This window comes from Legionella longbeachae (genome assembly GCF_004283175.1).
GTDB classification, from domain to species: domain Bacteria; phylum Pseudomonadota; class Gammaproteobacteria; order Legionellales; family Legionellaceae; genus Legionella; species Legionella longbeachae.
The window spans coordinates 35,141-55,945 of record NZ_RXNW01000016.1 but is presented as its reverse complement, the minus strand read 5'-3'; the positions used below and the strand labels follow the sequence as shown (position 1 = coordinate 55,945).

Below are 20,805 nucleotides of genomic sequence, written 5' to 3'. Positions count from 1 at the left end.
ATCATCATTTAGGATAAAGAGCTCTTTTTAGCAAGGGATGCTAATGAAGAGTTTTAACAATGATTAATTGCTCAAATACTTCATTAACTGGTAGTTAACTAAAATTTCTAGCTCAAGCTGGTTGCCAATTTGTTTTTTGCATCCCTGAGTCAATTGATCAATAAATAATAATACTCGCTACTTGCTTGTATGTTCTATTTTATTAATCGAATATGGATATTCAATTGCTTAAAATTTATAAGGGTCAATACGTTTACTGTTTATTGATATCCCTCGTCTTATTTAAAAATGCATTTTCAAGTGCTAGAGAGCATCTTGATTTAAATGTTGTTCAATACATCGATAAAAGTTGGGATGTATTAGTACGGGAGGATTGGCTGCAATCAAGTTTCGATCCCAAATTATCAACAAACGAATCTATAGTTTATTTACCTCAAAGTGAAAACATCGAAAAAATCAAATCAAAAAATATAAAAATATCAAGCAAAGTTCAGTTTGAACATCTACCTAAGGATCCAACCTCAATCAAGCGGCATGGTTTACTTTATTTGCCCTATCCCTATGTAGTACCTGGAGGTCGATTTAATGAAATGTATGCCTGGGATAGTTTTTTCATTGAATTGGGGCTTTTAGAAAACAGACGGTTTCATCTTGCAAAATATATGGTAGATAATTTAATTTATGAAGTAATAAATTATGGAATGATTTTAAATGCCAATCGTACCTATTATTTAGGAAGAACGCAGCCTCCATTACTCACAGAAATGGTATTAGCTTATTATGAGAAAGATCCAAATAATATTTGGTTAAAATCCACCTTGCCAGCGGTTGAAAAACTTTATCAATTTTGGACGTCCCCACCACATGCGATTCCTAATATTGGTTTGTCACGATATTACTCAAGTGGGGAAGGGCAAACCCCCGAGGAATCCCCCCTGTATTATAAAAAAGTATTAAATTATTTTAATACACATCCTGTCACTGATTATGATAAGGCTCTTTTCTATGACAACAAAAAAAATCAGTTAACAAACTATTTTTATATTGCAGATCGGACAATTAGAGAGTCTGGATTTGATATTACAGCAAAATACGGTCCTTTTGGCGCTGCTATTTTAGATTATGCACCAGTTGATTTAAATGTTTTGTTGTATCAAATGGAATGCGATATACAAAGAATATATGAACTATTAGGCAATAATAAGGAAGCCAATAAATGGCAGAGACGGGCAAAAAATCGTGCCAATCATATAAATTTCTATTTATGGGATGAGGCCACAGGTTATTATCTGGATTACAATTTTAAAAAGAAAGAGCGGAAATATTATCCATTTGCCACAACTTTTTATCCCTTATGGGCTGGAGTTGCTTCCAAAGAGCAGGCTGCAGCTGTAGTAAAACATTTACCCGATTTACTCATGAAAGGGGGTATTGTAACTAGCACGAATTATTCTGGATTACAATGGGATGCTCCATTTGGCTGGGCTCCCATGCAATATTTTGCTGTATTTGGCCTTGATAGATATGGCTATAATCAATTTGCGCGAGAAGTAGCTACTAAATTTATTCATACCATAAATAGGGGATTCCAAAAGGATCATGCCATATTTGAAAAATATGATGTTAATATCATAAGCACCCAGACCGATAATAAAATTAAATACAGTTATACGAGTAATGAGATTGGATTTGGATGGACTAATGGCGTTTATTTAATTCTTTCTAAATATCTAGAAGAGTCAGAAACTTAAAACAGCAATTATGAACATCCAGTTAAACCTACACATGTACTGTCATTTTCAAAAAACTTGAATTCTCTGATAAGGGCTCTCTTGTACTCAGGTCTTGTGTTTCAGGAATTTGTGCCTGAGAAAAGAAATGAAAACCACTTCGAGATAGGGCACTTTGCTCCTCTTTAGAGGAAACGGTTGACATGGTAGTTAATGTATTTTTAGGGGTGATTTTCATTAACCCCATCCCACCATTTCGCTGTAAAGGAGTTTCATAATGGAATGATAACTGCAAATCCTCTTCTCCAGTGAGTTCAATTTTGTAGGTCGCCAGGATACGAAATATAGAAAGTAATTCTGTCAGCGCAATTCGCAGACCAGGGCAGCGTCTTGCTCCTGTTTTAAATGTAAGGAACCTGCCTTCTTTTTGCAATACCCCAGGTTTATAAGTATCTGTATCCTCCGAAAAAAAGTTGGCGTTATAAAGTTCATTATTTTTTTGTTTTGGTCCCCATCGTTCTGGAAAGATGTCATTTGCGGTTATTAATTTTTTACCAATAACTTTCTGTCCCTCTTCAGATAGGACTATGTCTGGGAAATGCTTCTCATGGGTGTGTAAATTTTGCATAGGTATAAACACTAAGGAACCCGCCGGTAAAGTGAAAGAAAAATCATCAATATTAAGAGTGATAGCCTCACTAATTATCTCAGGTACAACAGGAGCTGGGGGGGATAATCGTAACGCTTCGAGTAACACAGCTTCAGTATAAGATAAAGCATTTTCTTTTTTAACAACATCCCAAGGAGAGTGCAATTCGAAAGCCTCCCCTGCTAAAATTTTTTGCTTCACCTCTTGTTTGATTATGGTATGGATTCTTTTATCTTGGAGCGCGATTTTCAGGGATGCAATCAATGCTGTAGCGGTCGCATCAAAACCTAGTAAAGGAATAAACAAACTTTCATTGATGACGTCCCTTATCAAGGTAGATAGTAGTGTATTATCTATGTGCAGTTGTGAATATTTGATCAAAAACTCGCATTGCTCTGCAGTTAGATTTGTTGTGGAATTGATCCCCATTTTTTGCAATTCACTCGCTGCATCTGGATTGCTTAAAACCCGCACTTTTAACAGGTAATTAAGCCAACTTTGTTCTGACATTAACTGCTTTGAAATTGCCTCTAACGAAAAAATGAGGTTGTAGCCCAAGTCTAATACTTTGCCTCTTAAAGCGAGTAGCTCTTTTTCTTCTGAGTTTTTAATAGGATCTAAGCTAAATAAGCAATCTATTAATTCTTTTGTTATGCTTGAACTATAAAGTTGTTCAAAAGGTTGAACAACTTCTTTTCCAAAGTAAGTTGCTATCAATACCCTGCGCGAAAGTCTATCCATTAGCTCACTTAATGATTGTCTCTGAACCATTTGCTCCGATTCATATTCTTTAAAAAACTCAGCAACAATTTCAGCAACATTTCGTCGATTTGATTCATTGCGAGAAAGAATGGAGGCGCGAATCTTTGAATGAACTTCTGATCCTAAAGCAGAGGACATTAAATTGTCAGGACCTAATATAAGCGCTAAACGTTGAAAAAGGGGTTTTTGACCAAATTTTTTCTCATTAGATTTTTCATAGAGTTGCTTAATTGCCTGCTGATTAGAAAGAACAAATACCTTTGTTAAATCAGGTAAACTGAAACAAGCTACTCCAGAACCCTCGTCAAGAGAATGGGCGCCAAGCTCTGTAACAAAAGTCATAAAATAAGATTGCAGTTGTGCTTTCTTAGCAGGATCAGTTTTTAATAAAGTAATATCTTTTAAAAATGTTAGATAATGGCCTAATGAAGGATAGGTTAATGTTCCAGCGGTATTTTTTTCTTTTTTTGCTTCAATACCTTGCGAGCTACCTTGCCATATATTAGAAATATAAGAAGAGATATTTTTAACCTTTTCAATTAGAGTATCCATAATTGAATCCCATATAAAAAGGGGTAAAGGATCTTCACTCATTATAATATAATCTAATTGATCATCTTGCTCTTTCATAATAGTCCTCATATTTATAATGATGTGAAACCGAGCATTGTACCCAAAAATTCCTCTATTTTGCAGAGTAACTTACGATTACTAAGCCAGGATCAAGAAAATATAGCAGCATATTTGCAAATGATTCTCATTTATGTAATAAGATAGGATTGGATTAAAGGAAGGATTAGTAACAAATGAAACTTATTTGCAAAATTGCGATTTTTATCAGCTTAGCCCCATGCGCATTTGCTAATCATTTTTTTTCTTATTGTCCTGTCCACACTTGGCATAAAGTTAAGAGTTTGCAAGGCGAGTGGGAAATCAATTTACGTATGATTAACGAGGAAGGGCTCTTTGTGGATCAAGCATGCAAGCCAATTACTCGGGTACCAATCTCAACAGCTAGTCCTCTCACTTATGGATTTGGTTTTAATGAGGACGCAACTTTTGATATTGCCTATACGGTAACCGCTGTGCAACTGTCGCACGGATCAGGTTTTGAATCCAAGACCTGTGTCTTTGTCGTCACAGCCAATGGTCCGGCACAGCCAGATATCCAAGCTCTAGGTTATCACGGCGCAACCTGCCAATGGAAAATTATACCTGGAGTCGAAGAGGATTTTATTGTGGGTTAAAGTATGGGGATTACCTATCTATCATAATATTGGATCGCGATGGCTCAAAATTAGATTTTAGAAGTATGTTTTATGCCACACCTGTTATTTATTTTTCAAACATAACGCCTTTTCATATAATTCATTTTTACTTGCATTACTAAGCTTACAGGCAATAGTCACTGCTTGCTTTAATGGAAGTTCTTCCAATAAGACTTTAAGTAATTTTTCATGGGCATCATCTTCCACAGGAGAGGGGCGTGGAGGAATAATCAAAACAAATTCCCCTTTTATATGGGCAGGTTCTGTTAATAACCATTGTCTGATTTCACAAATAGTGCCGATAAGAAAGCGCTCAAATGTTTTGGTTAATTCTTTTGCTAAAACAATATCACATTTTTCACCATATATATCACCAATGTCATTGAGACAATCAACGATGCGATGGGTTGATTCGTAAAAAATTAACGTATGAGGCTCTGCACGCAAGGATTCAAGCTTTACTTTTCTTGCTTGTTGTTTTGCAGGCAGGAAGCCTAGAAAAAGAAATGAATCACAAGGAACACCAGCGGCGCAAAGTGCTGTAATGAGAGCACAAGGACCAGGGATAGGGATAACCGGGATAGCATTTTGGTGTGCCAGCCTCACTAATAAGAAACCTGGATCACTAATTAGAGGAGTTCCCGCATCACTAATTAATGCGGCAGATTTCCCTCCTAAAATTTGTTCGATCAAATCTTTGCTTTTATTGTTTTCGTTATGTGCATGTAACGATTCGAGATGGTTTTTTATTCCTAAGGCATTTAATAGTTGTGCTGAATGGCGTGTATCTTCCGCTAAAATAAAATCAACGGATTTTAGTATTCCCAATGCCCTAAGCGTAATATCCTCACGGTTTCCTATTGGAGTTGCAACAATATAGAGAGCTCCAATGCCTGTTGCTAGTGAGTTACTCATAGTTTATCCTCTTGGGTTATTGCTTACTTAATTTCATGAAACATGTTAATAAACTCAATAAAAATCAGGGTGTTTTTTTTACTGATCTCTACTTCCTTTCTTTGCCAATGCACTACAGCAGTTACCTCTCCTGAAATGGCAACACCCGTATCAGTGCCAGAACCCAAAGCAGAAAAGGAAAAATTAGTAAGCCCATATTCTAAACCAACTTCAAGTTACCTTGCTCAAGCTAAAACCCAAGAGGGAATAGAAAAGCAACAATCGTTACTAAAAGCGGCAGGCCATTTGATTTCAGAAGGCAAGTGGCGGCAGGGCTCTGCTATTTTAACACAGACTTCGGATTTAACGCCGATACTCGCAGATGAAAAAAATCTTTTGTTGGCACAAATTGATTTGATTCGTGGACGCCCGCAAAAGGCATTAGGCCAATTAGCCAAAATTACAGAACATGATCAGCTATCGCTTTATCAACAGATTCAATTTCATGAGCTTCTGGCAAAAGCCTTCGGGACTACAGGTAGGCCTTTAGAGTCGGTACAAGAGCGTGTAAAACTCGAATCGTTAATCACTGAAGATGAGGGCTTGATAAATAATCGTCGTGCGCTCTGGTTGACTCTCATGCGTATTCCTCAGCCTGAATTAACTGCTTTAGCTGCAAAGTTGCCCGAACAATCAGTTTTACAAGGATGGATTCAATTAGCTTTGATTTCACATAAATATAGGGATCATTCAAAATCCTTACTTGCGGCTTTAGAGCAATGGCAATCTCGTTTTAGCGATCATCCAGCAAACCATATTCTACCTAACCCATTGGATTCGATTGCAGAAAAAATTCATGATCGACCAAAACAAGTCGCTCTTTTATTGCCCCTAACTGGCCCACTACAAGGACCAGGATCCGCTGTACGTGATGGATTTATGGCTGCCTCTAAAAGTAATCAGGGCGATACGCCAATAGATGTGAAAACTTATGATACCAACAGTGGTGATGTGACTGTATTGTACCAAAAAGCGGTTAATGAGGGAGCGGATTATATTGTAGGGCCTTTAACAAAATCACAAGCAGCTGCAGTTGCAGCATTATCGCATCCTGTTCCTACTTTGTTATTAAATGATTCCGATACCCCTATTCAAGAAAATTCTTATTCATTTGGCCTTTCCCCAGTTAATGAAGCAACTCAAGTAGCAATAAGAGCAAAGAATAAAGGATATAGTCGCGCCTTAATTATTGCACCGGGAAATGCGTGGGGTAATGAGATCAGGAAATCATTTAGTCAACAATGGCAAAAAAGTGGGGGACGTATTGTTGATACATTTTTATATGGCCCTAATGATGATTTAAATAAGAAAATGAAAGATTTTTTACAAGTCAGCAACAGCCAAATGCGCGAAAGAAAAATAAGGGAGCTGTTAGGTCAAAAAATTCAAGCTGTAACCAGTCGCAGACAAGACTTTGATATGATTTTTTTATTGGCGTACCCCTCCAAAGCACGACAGATTATGCCATTGCTAAATTATTATTATGCTGGAGATGTCCCCGTTTATGCCACTGCAAGTGTTTATGGAGGGAGCGCAAATCCATTGAAAGATAAGGATCTTGATGGAGTTATTTTTTGTGATATTCCCTGGGTTTTTGCGCATCAAGCAGGTTCACGAAATTGGCCAGAACAATTTAACAGTTATAATAGGCTGTATGCCTTAGGCACAGACAGCTACACTTTGGCAACCCAACTGAATCAATTGATGTTATTTCCTGCTGATGAGGCGCGCAGGGGAGACGGTATTTTATACCTCAAGCCATCACAACAAGTAGCACATATATTAGAATGGGGGCAGTTTAGAGATGGTCTTGTGCATTCTTTGGGTGAGACAGTTTAATTGAGAACTCAAGAAAAGGGACGTGTGGCTGAAGAAAAAGCTTTAGCCCACTTAACAAAACAAGGCCTTAAACTGGTAATGAAAAATTATCGTTGTCGTTTTGGCGAAATTGATTTAATTATGTACGATAAGGATTACCTTGTTTTTATAGAGGTTCGTTCACGAGTTTCTAATCAGTTTGGTGGTGGCATCTCAAGTGTTACTCATACAAAAAGGCAAAAAATATTAAAAACAGCTTCCTGTTTTATACTTGAACATCAAAAGTATAATCAATTTGGTCTTCGTTTTGATGTTGTAAGCATTGATGGTGATGCGGCATCAATAAGCTGGATAAAAGATGCTTTTGGAGCAGATTATTAATTTAACATTTAGGGGTTGTTACCACTCATTCCTATTCCCTGTTATGGGGGACTGATTGTCAACAGCCCCTCGTTTTTACTGAGATAGAGGTTTAATATCATGGCACAAATGGAAGAACGAGTGAGACACTTATTTGGTTTAACTATTGAAACCAAAATTGCTCTTGCTGATGCTTTATCCGATTCAATTGCTAGAGCAGGACAACGACTGGTAAATTGTTTGCTTGCTGATGGAAAAATATTACTTTGCGGGAATGGTGGTTCAAGTGCGAATTGCATGCATTTTGCGAGTGCCATGCTCAATCAATTTGAAGTGGAAAGGCCATCGCTTCCTGTAATTAATTTAAGTACTGACGCAACCAGTTTAAGCTCTTCAGCTAACGAGAATCATTACAATCAGGTTTTTGCCCGACAAATACAGGCTTTAGGCCAAGAAAATGATGTCTTGCTTTTGTTAACTACTTCAGGGAACTCAGACAGTATGTTGCATGCACTTCATGCCGCAAATGAACGGGGTATGGATGCTATTGCTTTAAGTGGACGTGATGGAGGGGTTCTTGCAAATCATTTAGGACCCGAAGATATTGAGTTGCGTGTTGCCTCTGATCATTCCGCCCGTATCAGGGAAATGCATTTGTTCATCTTACATTGCTTTTGTGATTTAATTGACCAGTCGTTATTTGGCCAACTTTTGGGGTAAAACATGCATTTGAAATTAAAACCAGTTTTTTTTCTTTTAATAGCATCTTTATTAACAGGGTGTGTTGCTGCTGTAGTTACAGGAGCGGTTGCGGGAATGGTGTATGATCGGCGTGGTGTCGTAACAATGGAAGCCGATGCCCGTTTATTTCATCTTATTCATAAAGCCATAATTACAAACCATCAGTTTAGTGATTCGCGTGTTATTGTAACAAGCTTTAACCGTGTAGTATTACTTGTAGGACAAACCCCGACACCTTCTTTACGTATTTTAGCAGAAAAAATTGCCCGGGGAACTCCAGGAGTTCATCGCGTTTATAACGAAATCACCGTAGGTTACCCTATACCGCTCACACAACGCTCTAAGGACAGTTGGATTACAAGTCAAGTACGCAGCAGAATGTTGACCAAAAAAGGTCTTGAGTCGGGATCGATACGTATCGTAACAGAAAATGGTGTTGTTTATCTGATGGGTATTGTTCATGATGAACAAGCAGCTCTGGCAGTTGATGTCGCACGTCGAGTGAATGGGGTTCGTAAAGTCGTCAAAACGTTTCAATACATACACTAGTTAAATATGTTAAAACAAGGACGTTTGATTTTATTGTTGGGAATTTCCTTATTGCTTCCGGGCTGCATTAGCGGATTATGGACTGGCGCAACATTGGTTTATGATCGATACGATGTCTATAAGAAACTCGATGATTACAGTTTATTTTTGAAAGTAAATAACGCAATAATGGTTGATAATTTATTTAAAAATAATCAATGCGTTATCGATATATCCGTTTTTAAAGGAGATATTTTATTGGTTGGCCATGTACCAACTCCTGAATTAAAGGATGAATTACATCGGCGATTAACAAGGGTAACAGGTTATAGACGAATGTTTAACCAAGTAGGGGTGAGTTCCTTGCCCTCTAACTCAATGGAAGATAGTTGGATAACTACCAAAATTAGAAGCCAAATTTTTGCAGATGGATCAATCGATCCCAATGCATTTAAAGTGATTACTTCTGATCGAATTGTTTATTTAATGGGGGATGCGCATGAGGATCAGGCTGTAAAAGTTATAAATATTTCGAGGAAAACAGCAGATGTGGTCCGTGTCGTAAAGTTACTTAAATATTTTACTTATCAAATTCAGCCTGGCAAGCCTAACAAACATACCTCTTGAAGTAACATATCTATCAAGACCTACCAATTTTAAAAGTCTACAAGGCTTATTTGAGCTCTAAATTCTGAATGCGGATTCAGTTGCATAAATGAATGCATCATGAGCAATTATTTTTTTAGCAATAATTGCTTTCTTAGCCGGGTCACTTAAAGATTGCCCCTGGGGCCTGGCTTCGGTTGTAAAAAAAGGCCAGAAACCTCCCCTTTGTGTAGGTTCCACCCATTTTGTCAAAGAATCCGTTTCGGCAATTTCTTTTCTTTCGTTAGGAGTTAGTTGTTCTTTTCGTAATTTTTTCTCAAGATACTGAGGTAAGTCGGGTATATCTTCAATCTGTTTCCCCTTTTTATCCAATAGGCTGGATAATTGCGATTGCAATTGCATTCTTTCTTCTGTGATACGTCTTTTTTCATGAATAAGTTGACGTGCAGCATCCTCTACGGTTCTTTTACCTGCTTCGCGAAGATCTAATAAAACTTGACTGATATCTTCAGTAAATTCAGATACATTATAGTTTGCAATAAATTGATCAAGACGTTGAAGTGCCTTTTGAGCTGTTGTAAATTGAAACAATAAAAAAGTTGGCTCAGGAACTTTAGTTTTAAACCAGGCGAGTAATGAGGAATGAGCACAGACCCCGTTAACCTGTAATGTCAGTAAATGTTTGTCATCATGGAGCCTCCCTTCATGATATAGACGGAGAAACAAAGCAGTCATTTTTTCCATGGACTGTCCATCTTCAATGATTAGAGGAGTTAATAATTCTTCAATAAAATTAGTGCCCAAAACTTCTTCTATTGACATGTTGCTTGTAACTTTAACCGGGCGGGTTAGTGTCGCGCTTATGAGCGATAGAAAAAGAGTTCTATAACTTTCAGTTTGCGTTTCTCCAGCACCTGTATTAATTATTTTAAAAATAACTTCCTGGCTATTTATTTTTTTACATTCAATCACCGTTGCATGTCCTCCATTTGCGGTGACATATCCATGCGGAATAATCAGAGAATGCCCGGGTGGTAGTTCGAATAGAGACTTTTGCACTTGATAGGATAAATCATAAACTAACTCTTGCTGTACCTCTTTATTGTTGTTTAATTGCTTTATAACCTGGATTGTATCCAGCTCATAAGAAAATTTGGAGCAATCTTCAATTTGTTTGTGTAAATCATTAACAAGATTTTTTGTCTGGTTATCCAGTCCAAGCGCTTGGATGTGAACAAAATCACTTAAGTCATTGAGGAAATGCTGATAAGCACTCGATCTTACTTTTCCCTGCAAGATTTCATGATGGTTTAAATCTACATTACCCATTAAATGATGTGAGAGATAAGTAAGTTTTTCTTTTTCTTGATAGTGATCATAATGATTACGTTGCCATACTTGTTTTAACTCAAAACCAAAAAAGTGAAGTATGCGAAAAATAAAATTGGGATAATGGATGTTATTATATGTTGTGGCGGCATTTGTACGTGACTTCTCAATTATTCCAATGATTGATTGTAACTGTTCTTCTTCAGGAGAAATAAATCCAAAAAAACCAACGAATTTTTCCCACCAATTTTTTTTGTTGTAGATTATGGAGTTGACTTTGTGAAGTGGGGCAAGCAGTTCTGCCAAATATTCCTGTTGGGCCAGATAACTTCGTTCAGGTGAGGCACTATATCTTTTAAATAATGAGAGTGCCTTTTGAACGCTCTTCCCAATTTCACGTTTTGAAAAGGCTGATTGGTTTGAAATATCTTTAATAAAAGTAGCTAATTCAGTTCTTGCTTCTAAATTGAAATTCATCTTAAAATCAAATTATTGCCAAAATTTGCCCACATTTTAACAATAAAATATTAATAAATTATTAAATTATGCAACTTGTTGATTAAGTACAATTTTTGTGCTCTGGCAACACCTTTCATTGTTGTGCTTGCTTTGACAAAAGTGATAGAAAATTACTACCATTTAAAAATAGATATAAAAGGCAACTCTGCCTATCAGATTACGTGATGTATATGCTCCGCTGATTTCGGAGCATAGTTACCCAGTGCGCATTTAACTCTTTTGTGTAAATTAACCCTAATTAGGATTTTACTCTACGAGAAGGTGGTATCTCGGGGATTTCCTCGTGAGAAATACTAGAAATATTGGAAGGATTCAATTTTCTGAAAAATCCATATATCCTATCTCCTAAAGTAGAGGCTATCTGATAAGATGGCTGTTGGCTATTTTGTTGTTTGATTGCAGTTTGTTCTGAGGACTCCTCCTGATGAACTGGAGCCGTAGAAGTTTCATTAATTACAATACTCAATGACACTTGGGGCTGTTGATTGTTTTCTGAAGCGACAATCATGTCCACATCCGGTTTCATTTGATTTTGCTCAGATAGATTATTGGCTTTACGCATATAATTTATTGGATCCTTTACTAACCTATCAAACTCAACTTGGACAATATGACTATCACTCTCACACAACTCGCTGGATGCTTTGTTTCTAAGCCTGGTAATTTCCTTGTTTGTGAGTATTGAATTAAAAACGGCTTCAATAGCCCCCACAGGCAGTCCTTTTAAATCTGCTTTATTTTCGTATCTTTCAAAAAACTTTTTAAGCTCAAGATCGAAAAAGGTGTACACATCATATGCTTCAGTCAACTTATTATTATCAAATCTTGCAGAAACAAAAGAGTTTAGACTGAGGCTGTCTTTGGGTCCCAATTTGGTCTTGTTTTCAGGAACTCCTTGTATGCGGAGATAGCCTTCAATTTTTTGGGCCAGAAGCATCACCGCATCAACAGAAGAGTATTTATTAAAATAAATCGTGATTTGATCGGTGTTTTTAAAGCGTTTATCGGAGGAATAGGATGGGTCAATAATTTTATAATTAAAATTGATACAATTGCCTCTTTCCAGTGCCTCTTCGCTTAATAATTTAACTAAACCCAAGACAATTTCTTTATTTAACTCGCCAATATTATTTATATTGACATGAAACTTAAGGGAAGCATCCGGATTCTCATAAGACACCCCGCAGAAAAAATTATCCATTAATTTTTGTTCCGCTAATTTTTTTAACTCATCATTGGCTGTTTGTAGCTTATGAAATTCTGTGATTGGTCCATCAAGAGCATCATTAGCATTACATATCAATTTTAAAGGTAAGTATTTATCTGGATTATGGTCTATCATGTAGAAAATTGTCCGAAACATTTTTTGACATTGGATATTCTTGTTTTGTTTCCTTATTTCTTCTGCCAATGCTTCTGCTGTTAGTTCTTTAAATTTCATGTTAAATCTCCAAATCTATTTTTAGAAGTTACACGTTATTAGGTCTATGGAAGTCGCGTCCCAATAAGTTTGAGTAAGTGGCTTTTTCGCAGGATCCATGAGATCTATAAACTACTAAGAATTGTAGAGAAGTAAGATTAGTGAATACTTAATCAGCAATGAATAGTTTACCAATTAGAGATTCCACTTTGGAAAAGGCATTGGCTTTAGAAGTTCCATAAATAAACATTTCAATAAATGTACGAATTATTATGTATCAGTTTTAGCGCATATCCGTAGACAATATTCTTCATAATCCTAAGAAAACAATCAAGTTTACGAAGAAACGCAACTGTTTTCCTAGGGGGGATACTCTTAATGAAACTGTCCTCTATCAGCTCGTTTACGCATTTTCTTTAAATTAGATTGACGCAACAATCCCGTAGAGCCATTGATACTTTCTAGCTCCTCGTATTTATTGTTCGGATTACAAGGGTGGGTTCTACAGTGTTGTCGGTATTCGAGATGATGTTTGTTATGTTTGTGATGTATGTTATCGCCATAACGAACGAGCATTTTTTGCTGCAGGTTAGCTGCTGTATGTTGGATCTTATCAGGCATGTTTTTTCCTTTTTCGAGGTTAATAAACACTACTTATTACCTGAATTGTGATAATAAGCTCCACACTTTAAGTATAGACGGTAAATTCAAATGAGAGCCTGTTCATTTACAATTAAAGTGTCATTTGATAGTGTTTTTAAAAAAGGGTGTATTTCATAAAGGATCACGATGGCGCATTGTATTCGTATATTTTTGTTCGCTTGCTGCATTATCCTCCCTTTCAAAACCACATTTGCGCAATTACCCAAAAATATGGATAAAACCCTAAGTGAATATTCGTATTCACTGGCATTACAAGCTGCTACTTGGGGATTGCCTGTTGTTATTATGCATAATCTGCGCTATAACGATGCATTGAGGCCTGGTGCTAAATCCAGACCAAACTCAATATGGCGTTTGGAAAATATAGCATCCCCCTCTCTATCTGAACAAGCGGGTTATGTTACTCCAAATACAAACGTTATCTATGGATTTGGTTTTATGGATTTATCCAAAGAACCAATCATCTTAAGAGTTCCTGATTCAAATAATCGTTATTATATGGTGCAGATTTTAGATATGTATACTAATTCATTTGCCTATGTAGGTGGTGTAAGTACAGGTTATAAAGGAGGGACTTATGCTCTTGTAGGACCTAATTGGCAAGGGAAACTACCTAACCTCATTACGCGTATTAAGGCACCTACTCCTTGGATTTTAATCCAGCCACGAGTCCATGTTATTAATAATGCAGATTTACCGGCTGCGCAAAAGGTATTGAATGAAATAACTGTCACAGGTATGGCTCAGTATCTGGGGCAAACACCAACCCCTTTACCTACCTACGATTTTATCAAACCAGTGTTAGCTAATCCTAAACTACCAGTCAGTGCAGTTGATTTTAAAGATCCATTGCAGTTTTGGCAGATTTTGTCGGCAGCAATTAATGAAAATCCTCCGCCAAAAGACCAGATTAGTGCTTTATTACCCATATTTAAGCCTCTTGGCATTGAGTACGGGAAACAGTGGGATGCGACAAAAGTTTCACCTATTATTTTAGAGTCTATGAAACGGGCCGCACAAGACATTGGATCACTTAATGCAAACTTACCCCTTGGTATGTTTGCTAATGGATGGTTTATTCCACCACCAGATATTGGTAATGCGAAAACCAATTATTATTTGCGGGCAATCATTGCACGTGTTGGATTAACAGCGAATATCCCACGTGAAGCGATTTATTTTATGACAAAAAGAGACAGCAAAGCGCACAGTCTAGTAAGTAATAAAAAATATACGATTACGTTCAAACAGTTGCCTCCGTATATTGCTCCAGGATTTTGGTCATTAACCTTATATAATTTAGAAAATAATTATACTGTTGAAAATCAAATCAATCGATACTCGCTCGGCAGTGATAATCAAATGAAGTTGAATGCCGATGGATCGCTTACTGTATATATCCAAAATACGAGTCCTGGAAAAGATAAGGAAGCAAATTGGTTGCCCTCGGGAAAAGACGGCCAACCCTTCTATTTGATATTACGCGCCTACGCACCAGGAAAAGCAATGATAGATTCATTGTCTAACCCAAAATCATTCACTGTACCAGCGGTGATCGAATCACCATCATTTTAGGAAGAAACGAATGAATTACCTACATACAATGGTTAGAGTATCAAACTTAGAACAATCACTTGATTTTTACTGCAATAAATTAGGTCTAATTGAAGTAAAACGCACAGAGAATGAAAAAGGTAGATTTACACTCATATTCCTCGCGGCTCCAAATGATTTAGAACAAGCAAAACAATTTAACACCCCGATGTTAGAGCTCACTTATAACTGGGATCCTGAGGTGTATCATGAAGGCCGTAATTTCGGTCATTTAGCGTATCGAGTTGATAATATTTATGAAACGTGCCAACGATTAAAAAATTTAGGTGTCATTATTAATAGACCGCCACGCGACGGTTATATGGCATTTATTCGCTCTCCAGACAATATCTCTATAGAGTTGTTACAAAATGGAAGACCGTTACCGGTCCAGGAACCATGGCTGTCTGCACCAAATATGGGTCATTGGTAATAAACATGAGTCAGTGACACGCCCATAGAAACTACTTTGAATTAGGCTTAATTATTGCCGATCTTTTAACTTACAGCTAGGAGAAACACGATGGGGTAGGGTACAGGGTATTTTGTTTGAGCATAATTTTGACATAACCAGTTCCATAAACTGCGGGTCATATTGACGTAATGGAGCATGCATGCACGTGATATTAGTGCAATGGAAATCAGATAATTAGCTCTAAAAGGCTTTCTTTATTAAACCTCATTGATGAGGTTCACCTATTGAAACGATTCTGATACGCGCATTGAATAAAATAGGACATTGATTATTAATTCGGGTTGCATTATAATTCGCGCGGTGAAACTTAGGTGAATATGTGAACAAACAGCTAAGTAAGCGCGGCATTGTTCGGCTTTGGCTTGTGCAAATAAGCGTTACATTGATCTTTGCAGTTTTTTGTGTGCTAGCATATAGTGCTAATGCAGGAATTTCGGCATTGCTTGGTGGAATGGTTTGTATCATTCCCAATGCCTATTTCGCAATTAAACTATTTAAATATCAAGGTGCACGTTCGGCCAAGCAAATTGTAAATAGTTTCTATAAAGGCGAAGCGCTCAAGATATTTATATCCATATTCCTGTTCACTGCGGTGTTTCTTTTTTTTAAAATAACCCCGCTCGCGTTTTTTATATCATATATTATGATACTGATGACGCATTGGTTTGCCCCGTTGATTATTAATAAACAGAATAGGCCTGAAAGTGACTGAAATGGTATCTAGTTCAAACTATATTAAGCATCACCTAACATATCTTAATTACAATGTTAGTGATATGACATTTGGTTCAGGTGGTTTCTGGACTTTACACCTCGATACACTGTTCTTTTCAATTACATTAGGAGTTGTAGTTTGTGCCCTAATGTATTTTGGTGCTCGTAAGGTTACAACAGGAGTCCCTGGTAAGTTGCAGAATTTTGCTGAAATCATGCTGCAATTTGCAGATAACCAGGTAAAAGATTGCTTTCATGGAAAAAACAACTTAATAGGCCCTCTCGCATTAACCATCTTTTTATGGGTCTTTTTAATGAATTTTATGGATATTCTGCCAGTAGATATATTGCCAAATATTGCTCAGGCTGGAGGCATTCATTACCTAAAAGTAGTGCCTACAACAGATCTAAACTTGACCTTTGCACTATCAATCACAGTATTTATGCTCATTATCTTTTATAGTATTAAAATTAAAGGTCCTAAAAAGTTTATAAAAGAACTTACATTACAGCCTTTTAATCATCCCGGATTCATACCTTTTAACCTGTTACTTGAATTGGTAGGCCTTATTGCCAAACCAATTTCATTGGCACTCCGGTTATTTGGGAACTTATATGCAGGCGAGTTGATATTTATATTAATCGCGCTGTTAACCTTAAATGCTGCAACATCATCAGTAGTAAGTACTGCGACCTTAGGCTCAGCTCAATTTATCTTGGCTTTGGCTTGGTCAATATTCCATATTCTGGTGATCACATTGCAAGCATTTATTTTCATGGTACTAACTATTGTCTATCTTAGTTTAGCGCATGAAGATCACTAACCGATTTTAATTTTCATCCATTGTAAAGGGGATAAATATGCAAGCCGCTAGTTTAATAGCACAAATTCAAAGTATGACCGTTGTTGCGGTTGCCTTGTTAATTGGTTTGGGTGCGTTGGGTACAGCGATAGGATTTGGTTTGCTTGGTGGCAAATTCCTTGAAGGCTCAGCTCGTCAACCTGAAATGGTTCCAATGCTACAAGTTAAAATGTTCATCGTTGCTGGTTTATTAGACGCCGTGACTATGATTGGAGTAGGTATCGCATTATTCTTTACTTTCTCAAATCCTTTCCTTAGCGGTATAGGTTCTTGATAACACATAGTTCAGGGCGCAAGGCGCCCTAATTGTTACAGGAGATAAACGGTGGAAATTAACTTAACATTAATAGTACAAATGCTGGTATTCGCAGCTTTTGTTTTGTTTACTATGAAATTAGTTTGGCCTCCTTTGGCAAAAGCCATGGAAGAGAGGCAAGACAAAATTGCTGATGGTTTGGCATCTGCAGAACGTGGTCGTAAAGAGCTCGAGCTAGCGCAACATCGCGTCAAGGATGAACTAAAGCAAGCAAAAATTCAATCGACTGATATCATTGAAAAGGCAAACAAGCGTGCTGCTCAAATCATTGAAGAAGCTAAGGAAGCTGCTAAGCATGAAGCTCAAATACAGATGAAGCTTGCTCAAGAACAATTGATGCAACAGATAAATCATGCAAAAGGTGAGCTGCGCAAACAAGTAGCAAACTTAGCAATCACCGGTGCTGAAAAAATTCTGATGCGTGAAGTAGATGCCAAGGCAAATACCGCATTGTTAGATAACTTGATAGAAGAGATTTAAAAATGTCTGATAGTACCACCATAGCCAGACCCTATGCTAAGGCGATTTTCGAATATGCTTTAGGGGAAAATAAATTAGCAGAGTGGTCAGCACATTTAAGAAATCTTGTTTTAGCTGTGTTGACTCCAGAGGCGGAGAGGTTTGTAACTAATCCAGCGACAACTGTTGAACAACATATCGAATTGCTGCAAACAGCGGTTGGTACAAAGCCAACTGATGACAGTCCAATAAATAATGTTATCGCATTATTAGCTACAAATAAGCGAATAATGTTATTACCAGAGATTTTCGCACTTTATGAAGCACATCGCGCAGATCAAGAAAAAACTTTAGATGTGAATGTATGTAGTTATTCTGAGTTATCAAGTGCACAACAACAACGCTTAATAGAATCATTGAGTCAACGCTTAAAGCGTAAGGTCTCGTTAAAAATCAGTATTGATCCTTCCTTGCTTGGTGGAGCAATAATTCGAGCGGGTGATTTAGTTATAGATGGTTCAGTCCGAGGTAAGCTTAATAAGCTTAGCAACGACTTAGCCGCTTAATTTAGAGGATAGTTTCCATGTCAGAACAAGTAGCGTTAAATCCTTCTGAAATCAGCGAATTAATCAGAAAGAAAATTGAACACTTTAGTGTAGTATCCGAAGCACGTAATGAGGGTACTATTGTTAGTTTGAAAGACGGTGTTGTAAGTTTGCATGGCCTTGAAGATGTAATGGCTGGTGAAATGATAGAGTTCCCCGGCGGTACTTATGGCCTGGCTCTTAACCTAGAGAGAGATTCAGTAGGAGCTGTTGTTCTCGGCGAATATTCTTCTTTAGCTGAAGGGCAAAAAGGAAAATGTACTGGACGTATTCTTGAAGTGCCGGTAGGAAAAGGGCTTCTAGGTCGTGTTGTTGACGCATTAGGAAATCCAATTGATGGTAAAGGTCCAATTGAAGCATCCGGCATGTCGCCAATCGAAAAAGTTGCTCCTGGTGTTATTGCACGTAAATCAGTAGATCAACCCGTGCAAACTGGATTAAAGGCAATTGATGCGATGATTCCAGTTGGACGTGGTCAACGTGAATTAATTATCGGTGACCGCCAAACAGGAAAAACAGCAATTGCAATTGATGCGATCATCAACCAAAAAGGCACAGGCGTTAAGTGTATCTATGTGGCAGTTGGACAAAAAGCTTCATCTGTTGCTGCAATTGTACGTAAACTTGAAGAACATGATGCTTTGGAACATACTATCGTTGTCGTTGCTGGTGCTTCTGATTCAGCTGCATTGCAATTTATTGCGCCTTATGCAGGTTGTACCATGGGTGAGTATTTCATGGAACATGGCGAAGATGCTTTAATTGTGTATGATGACTTGACGAAACAAGCTTGGGCTTACCGACAAATATCCTTATTGTTGAGAAGACCACCAGGTCGTGAGGCATACCCAGGCGATATTTTCTACTTACATTCACGCTTATTAGAAAGAGCCGCACGTATTAATGCTGACGAAGTGGAAAAACTGACTCATGGCGAAGTCAAAGGAAAAACAGGTTCATTAACCGCATTGCCAATTATTGAAACCCAAGCTGGTGACGTATCTGCATTCGTACCAACGAACGTTATATCCATTACCGATGGACAGATTTTCCTTGATGTCGATTTATTCAACTCAGGTGTAAGACCTGCGATCAACTCGGGTCTTTCTGTATCACGGGTGGGTGGTGCTGCACAAACCAAGATTATGAAAAAATTAGGTGGCGGTACTCGTTTAGCGCTTGCTCAATTCCGTGAGTTAGAAGCATTCTCGCAATTTGCTTCTGATCTTGATGATGCAACAAGAAAGCAATTAGAGCGTGGGCAACGAATTACCGAACTTATGAAACAAAAACAATACTCGCCATTGTCCGTTGCAGAAATGGGCACAGCATTGTTCGTCGTAGAAAAAGGCTATCTGGATGATGTACCTGTAAACGAAATTGCAGCATTTGAAGCCTCTTTGCATGACTATATGCGTACGTCGCATCCTGACTTGTTGCAGTTGATTAATGAAGCTGGCGGTTATGACAACGACATTGAAATGAAATTGAAGAATGCTGTAGAAGACTTTAAACGTACGGCAAGTTGGTAAGTCAATTTTAAGGCGAAATGAGATATGGCTGGAGCAAAAGAAATCCGTTCGAAAATTTCGAGTATTAATAAAACTCGAAAGATTACTCGTGCGATGGAAATGGTGGCAGCAAGTAAAATGCGCAAAACTCAAGAGAGAATGCGCGCATCTAAACCTTATGCTAGTAAAATCTATGCAGTGGTGAAACATATTGCTCGTGCACACTCAGAATACAGACACCCGTTTATGAGTCACCGCGAAATTAACCGCATAGGCCTTATTGTTGTGACTACAGATCGAGGGCTGTGTGGTGGTTTAAACGTCAACTTACTCCGCGAAACCGTTAAAACAATCCGCAGCTGGAAAGAGCAGGGGAAAGAAGTTGATCTTGCTGTTATTGGGCGTAAAGGACAGGCATTTTTCAAGCGTGTTGGGAGTAATGTCCTCGGTTCAAAAGATCATCTAGGTGATACCCCCAGCATTAATGACCTTATCGGTATTGTAAAAGTTATGTTGGATGCGTTTAACAATGGCACCATTGACGCATTGCATATCGTATACAATGAATTTGTGAACACCATGACCCAAAAGCCTGTGGTGAAACAATTATTACCATTGCCAAAATCAGAAGAAGACAGTCAGACAATGGGGCATCATTGGGATTATATTTATGAACCTGATGCTAAAGAGTTACTGGATAATCTTTTAGAACGATATATCGAATTACAAATTTATCAAGCTGTAGTTGAAAATATTGCTTGTGAACAAGCGGCTAAAATGATTGCAATGAAAAACGCAACAGAAAACGCCGGTGATTTGATTAAAGAATTTCAATTGGCTTATAACAAAGCTCGACAAGCTGCAATCACACAAGAGTTGGCAGAAATTGTCGGTGGCGCAGCCGCTTTATAAGAGGGTATAA

The 20,805-nt window shown here is 37.6% G+C and carries 22 protein-coding genes; 16 read left to right on the top strand and 6 right to left on the bottom strand.

Going from position 1 to position 20,805, the window contains the following annotated elements:
* Positions 1 to 212: 212 nt before the first annotated feature.
* Positions 213 to 1,751 carry a trehalase family glycosidase gene (locus EKG34_RS15255; protein ID WP_003633882.1) on the top strand — a complete coding sequence of 513 codons (1,539 nt, stop codon included), beginning with the start codon at positions 213 to 215 and terminating at the stop codon, positions 1,749 to 1,751.
* Between the two features lie 28 nt (positions 1,752 to 1,779).
* On the opposite strand, the gene EKG34_RS15250 is transcribed toward EKG34_RS15255, so the two are convergent.
* Positions 1,780 to 3,771: a cytochrome P450 gene (locus EKG34_RS15250; protein WP_003633883.1), complete on the bottom strand. Its 1,992-nt coding sequence runs from the start codon at positions 3,769 to 3,771 to the stop codon at positions 1,780 to 1,782.
* 176 nt (positions 3,772 to 3,947) lie between these two features.
* Between EKG34_RS15250 and EKG34_RS15245 the strand changes: the two genes are divergently transcribed.
* Positions 3,948 to 4,388 carry a hypothetical protein gene (locus EKG34_RS15245; protein WP_003633886.1) on the top strand — a complete coding sequence of 147 codons (441 nt, stop codon included), beginning with the start codon at positions 3,948 to 3,950 and terminating at the stop codon, positions 4,386 to 4,388.
* 84 nt (positions 4,389 to 4,472) lie between these two features.
* On the opposite strand, the gene rsmI is transcribed toward EKG34_RS15245, so the two are convergent.
* On the bottom strand, positions 4,473 to 5,324 hold the full coding sequence (gene rsmI, locus EKG34_RS15240) for a 16S rRNA (cytidine(1402)-2'-O)-methyltransferase (RefSeq protein WP_003633888.1): 852 nt from the start codon (positions 5,322 to 5,324) through the stop codon (positions 4,473 to 4,475).
* Between the two features lie 42 nt (positions 5,325 to 5,366).
* On the opposite strand from rsmI, the gene EKG34_RS15235 reads away from it, so the two are divergent.
* From EKG34_RS15235 to EKG34_RS15215, 5 genes are all read left to right on the top strand, one after another.
* On the top strand, positions 5,367 to 7,202 hold the full coding sequence (locus EKG34_RS15235; RefSeq protein ID WP_003633890.1) for a penicillin-binding protein activator: 1,836 nt from the start codon (positions 5,367 to 5,369) through the stop codon (positions 7,200 to 7,202).
* Positions 7,203 to 7,562 (top strand): YraN family protein, encoded by a 360-nt coding sequence (locus EKG34_RS15230; RefSeq protein WP_003633891.1) that lies wholly within the window; start codon positions 7,203 to 7,205, stop codon positions 7,560 to 7,562. It abuts the gene before it with no gap.
* A gap of 99 nt (positions 7,563 to 7,661) precedes the next feature.
* Complete coding sequence (locus tag EKG34_RS15225) at positions 7,662 to 8,261, top strand: D-sedoheptulose-7-phosphate isomerase (RefSeq protein ID WP_003633893.1); 600 nt, start codon at positions 7,662 to 7,664, stop codon at positions 8,259 to 8,261.
* Between the two features lie 3 nt (positions 8,262 to 8,264).
* The gene (locus EKG34_RS15220; protein WP_003633895.1) at positions 8,265 to 8,831 is read left to right on the top strand and encodes a BON domain-containing protein; all 567 of its coding nucleotides are present in this window, start codon (positions 8,265 to 8,267) and stop codon (positions 8,829 to 8,831) included.
* Positions 8,832 to 8,837: 6 nt separating this feature from the next.
* Complete coding sequence (locus tag EKG34_RS15215) at positions 8,838 to 9,437, top strand: BON domain-containing protein (protein WP_003633896.1); 600 nt, start codon at positions 8,838 to 8,840, stop codon at positions 9,435 to 9,437.
* A gap of 57 nt (positions 9,438 to 9,494) precedes the next feature.
* Here EKG34_RS15215 and EKG34_RS15210 read toward each other — a convergent pair whose 3' ends face one another.
* The 3 genes from EKG34_RS15210 to EKG34_RS15200 form a co-directional block, all read right to left on the bottom strand.
* Complete coding sequence (locus EKG34_RS15210; protein ID WP_003633898.1) at positions 9,495 to 11,222, bottom strand: hypothetical protein; 1,728 nt, start codon at positions 11,220 to 11,222, stop codon at positions 9,495 to 9,497.
* Positions 11,223 to 11,502: 280 nt separating this feature from the next.
* Positions 11,503 to 12,705, bottom strand: a complete 1,203-nt coding sequence (locus tag EKG34_RS15205; protein ID WP_003633900.1) for a hypothetical protein — start codon at positions 12,703 to 12,705, stop codon at positions 11,503 to 11,505.
* 354 nt (positions 12,706 to 13,059) lie between these two features.
* Positions 13,060 to 13,305: a hypothetical protein gene (locus tag EKG34_RS15200; protein WP_003633902.1), complete on the bottom strand. Its 246-nt coding sequence runs from the start codon at positions 13,303 to 13,305 to the stop codon at positions 13,060 to 13,062.
* Between the two features lie 168 nt (positions 13,306 to 13,473).
* Between EKG34_RS15200 and EKG34_RS15195 the strand changes: the two genes are divergently transcribed.
* Both EKG34_RS15195 and EKG34_RS15190 read left to right on the top strand, forming a co-directional pair.
* Positions 13,474 to 14,922, top strand: a complete 1,449-nt coding sequence (locus EKG34_RS15195) for a DUF1254 domain-containing protein (protein WP_003633903.1) — start codon at positions 13,474 to 13,476, stop codon at positions 14,920 to 14,922.
* Positions 14,923 to 14,932: 10 nt separating this feature from the next.
* The gene (locus EKG34_RS15190) at positions 14,933 to 15,373 is read left to right on the top strand and encodes a VOC family protein (RefSeq protein ID WP_003633905.1); all 441 of its coding nucleotides are present in this window, start codon (positions 14,933 to 14,935) and stop codon (positions 15,371 to 15,373) included.
* Between the two features lie 246 nt (positions 15,374 to 15,619).
* Here EKG34_RS15190 and EKG34_RS18685 read toward each other — a convergent pair whose 3' ends face one another.
* Positions 15,620 to 15,880, bottom strand: coding sequence for a hypothetical protein (locus EKG34_RS18685; protein ID WP_223800152.1), 261 nt, complete (start codon positions 15,878 to 15,880; stop codon positions 15,620 to 15,622).
* On the opposite strand from EKG34_RS18685, the gene EKG34_RS15185 reads away from it, so the two are divergent.
* From EKG34_RS15185 to atpG, 7 genes are read left to right on the top strand one after another with little or no spacing between them, the layout of a single operon-like run.
* Complete coding sequence (locus tag EKG34_RS15185; protein WP_223800113.1) at positions 15,780 to 16,127, top strand: F0F1 ATP synthase subunit I; 348 nt, start codon at positions 15,780 to 15,782, stop codon at positions 16,125 to 16,127. The genes EKG34_RS18685 and EKG34_RS15185 overlap by 101 nt on opposite strands.
* A gap of 1 nt (position 16,128) precedes the next feature.
* A complete protein-coding gene (gene atpB, locus EKG34_RS15180) occupies positions 16,129 to 16,953 on the top strand; it encodes a F0F1 ATP synthase subunit A (protein WP_003633909.1) in 825 nt (274 codons plus the stop codon).
* 37 nt (positions 16,954 to 16,990) lie between these two features.
* Positions 16,991 to 17,266 carry a F0F1 ATP synthase subunit C gene (atpE, locus tag EKG34_RS15175; protein WP_003633911.1) on the top strand — a complete coding sequence of 92 codons (276 nt, stop codon included), beginning with the start codon at positions 16,991 to 16,993 and terminating at the stop codon, positions 17,264 to 17,266.
* Positions 17,267 to 17,317: 51 nt separating this feature from the next.
* Positions 17,318 to 17,788, top strand: coding sequence for a F0F1 ATP synthase subunit B (locus tag EKG34_RS15170; protein WP_003633912.1), 471 nt, complete (start codon positions 17,318 to 17,320; stop codon positions 17,786 to 17,788).
* A 2-nt stretch (positions 17,789 to 17,790) separates the two neighbouring features.
* Positions 17,791 to 18,333: a F0F1 ATP synthase subunit delta gene (locus EKG34_RS15165; RefSeq protein ID WP_003633914.1), complete on the top strand. Its 543-nt coding sequence runs from the start codon at positions 17,791 to 17,793 to the stop codon at positions 18,331 to 18,333.
* Positions 18,334 to 18,350: 17 nt separating this feature from the next.
* The gene (gene atpA, locus EKG34_RS15160; RefSeq protein WP_003633916.1) at positions 18,351 to 19,904 is read left to right on the top strand and encodes a F0F1 ATP synthase subunit alpha; all 1,554 of its coding nucleotides are present in this window, start codon (positions 18,351 to 18,353) and stop codon (positions 19,902 to 19,904) included.
* A 24-nt stretch (positions 19,905 to 19,928) separates the two neighbouring features.
* A complete protein-coding gene (gene atpG, locus EKG34_RS15155; protein ID WP_003633917.1) occupies positions 19,929 to 20,795 on the top strand; it encodes a F0F1 ATP synthase subunit gamma in 867 nt (288 codons plus the stop codon).
* Positions 20,796 to 20,805: the final 10 nt, after the last annotated feature.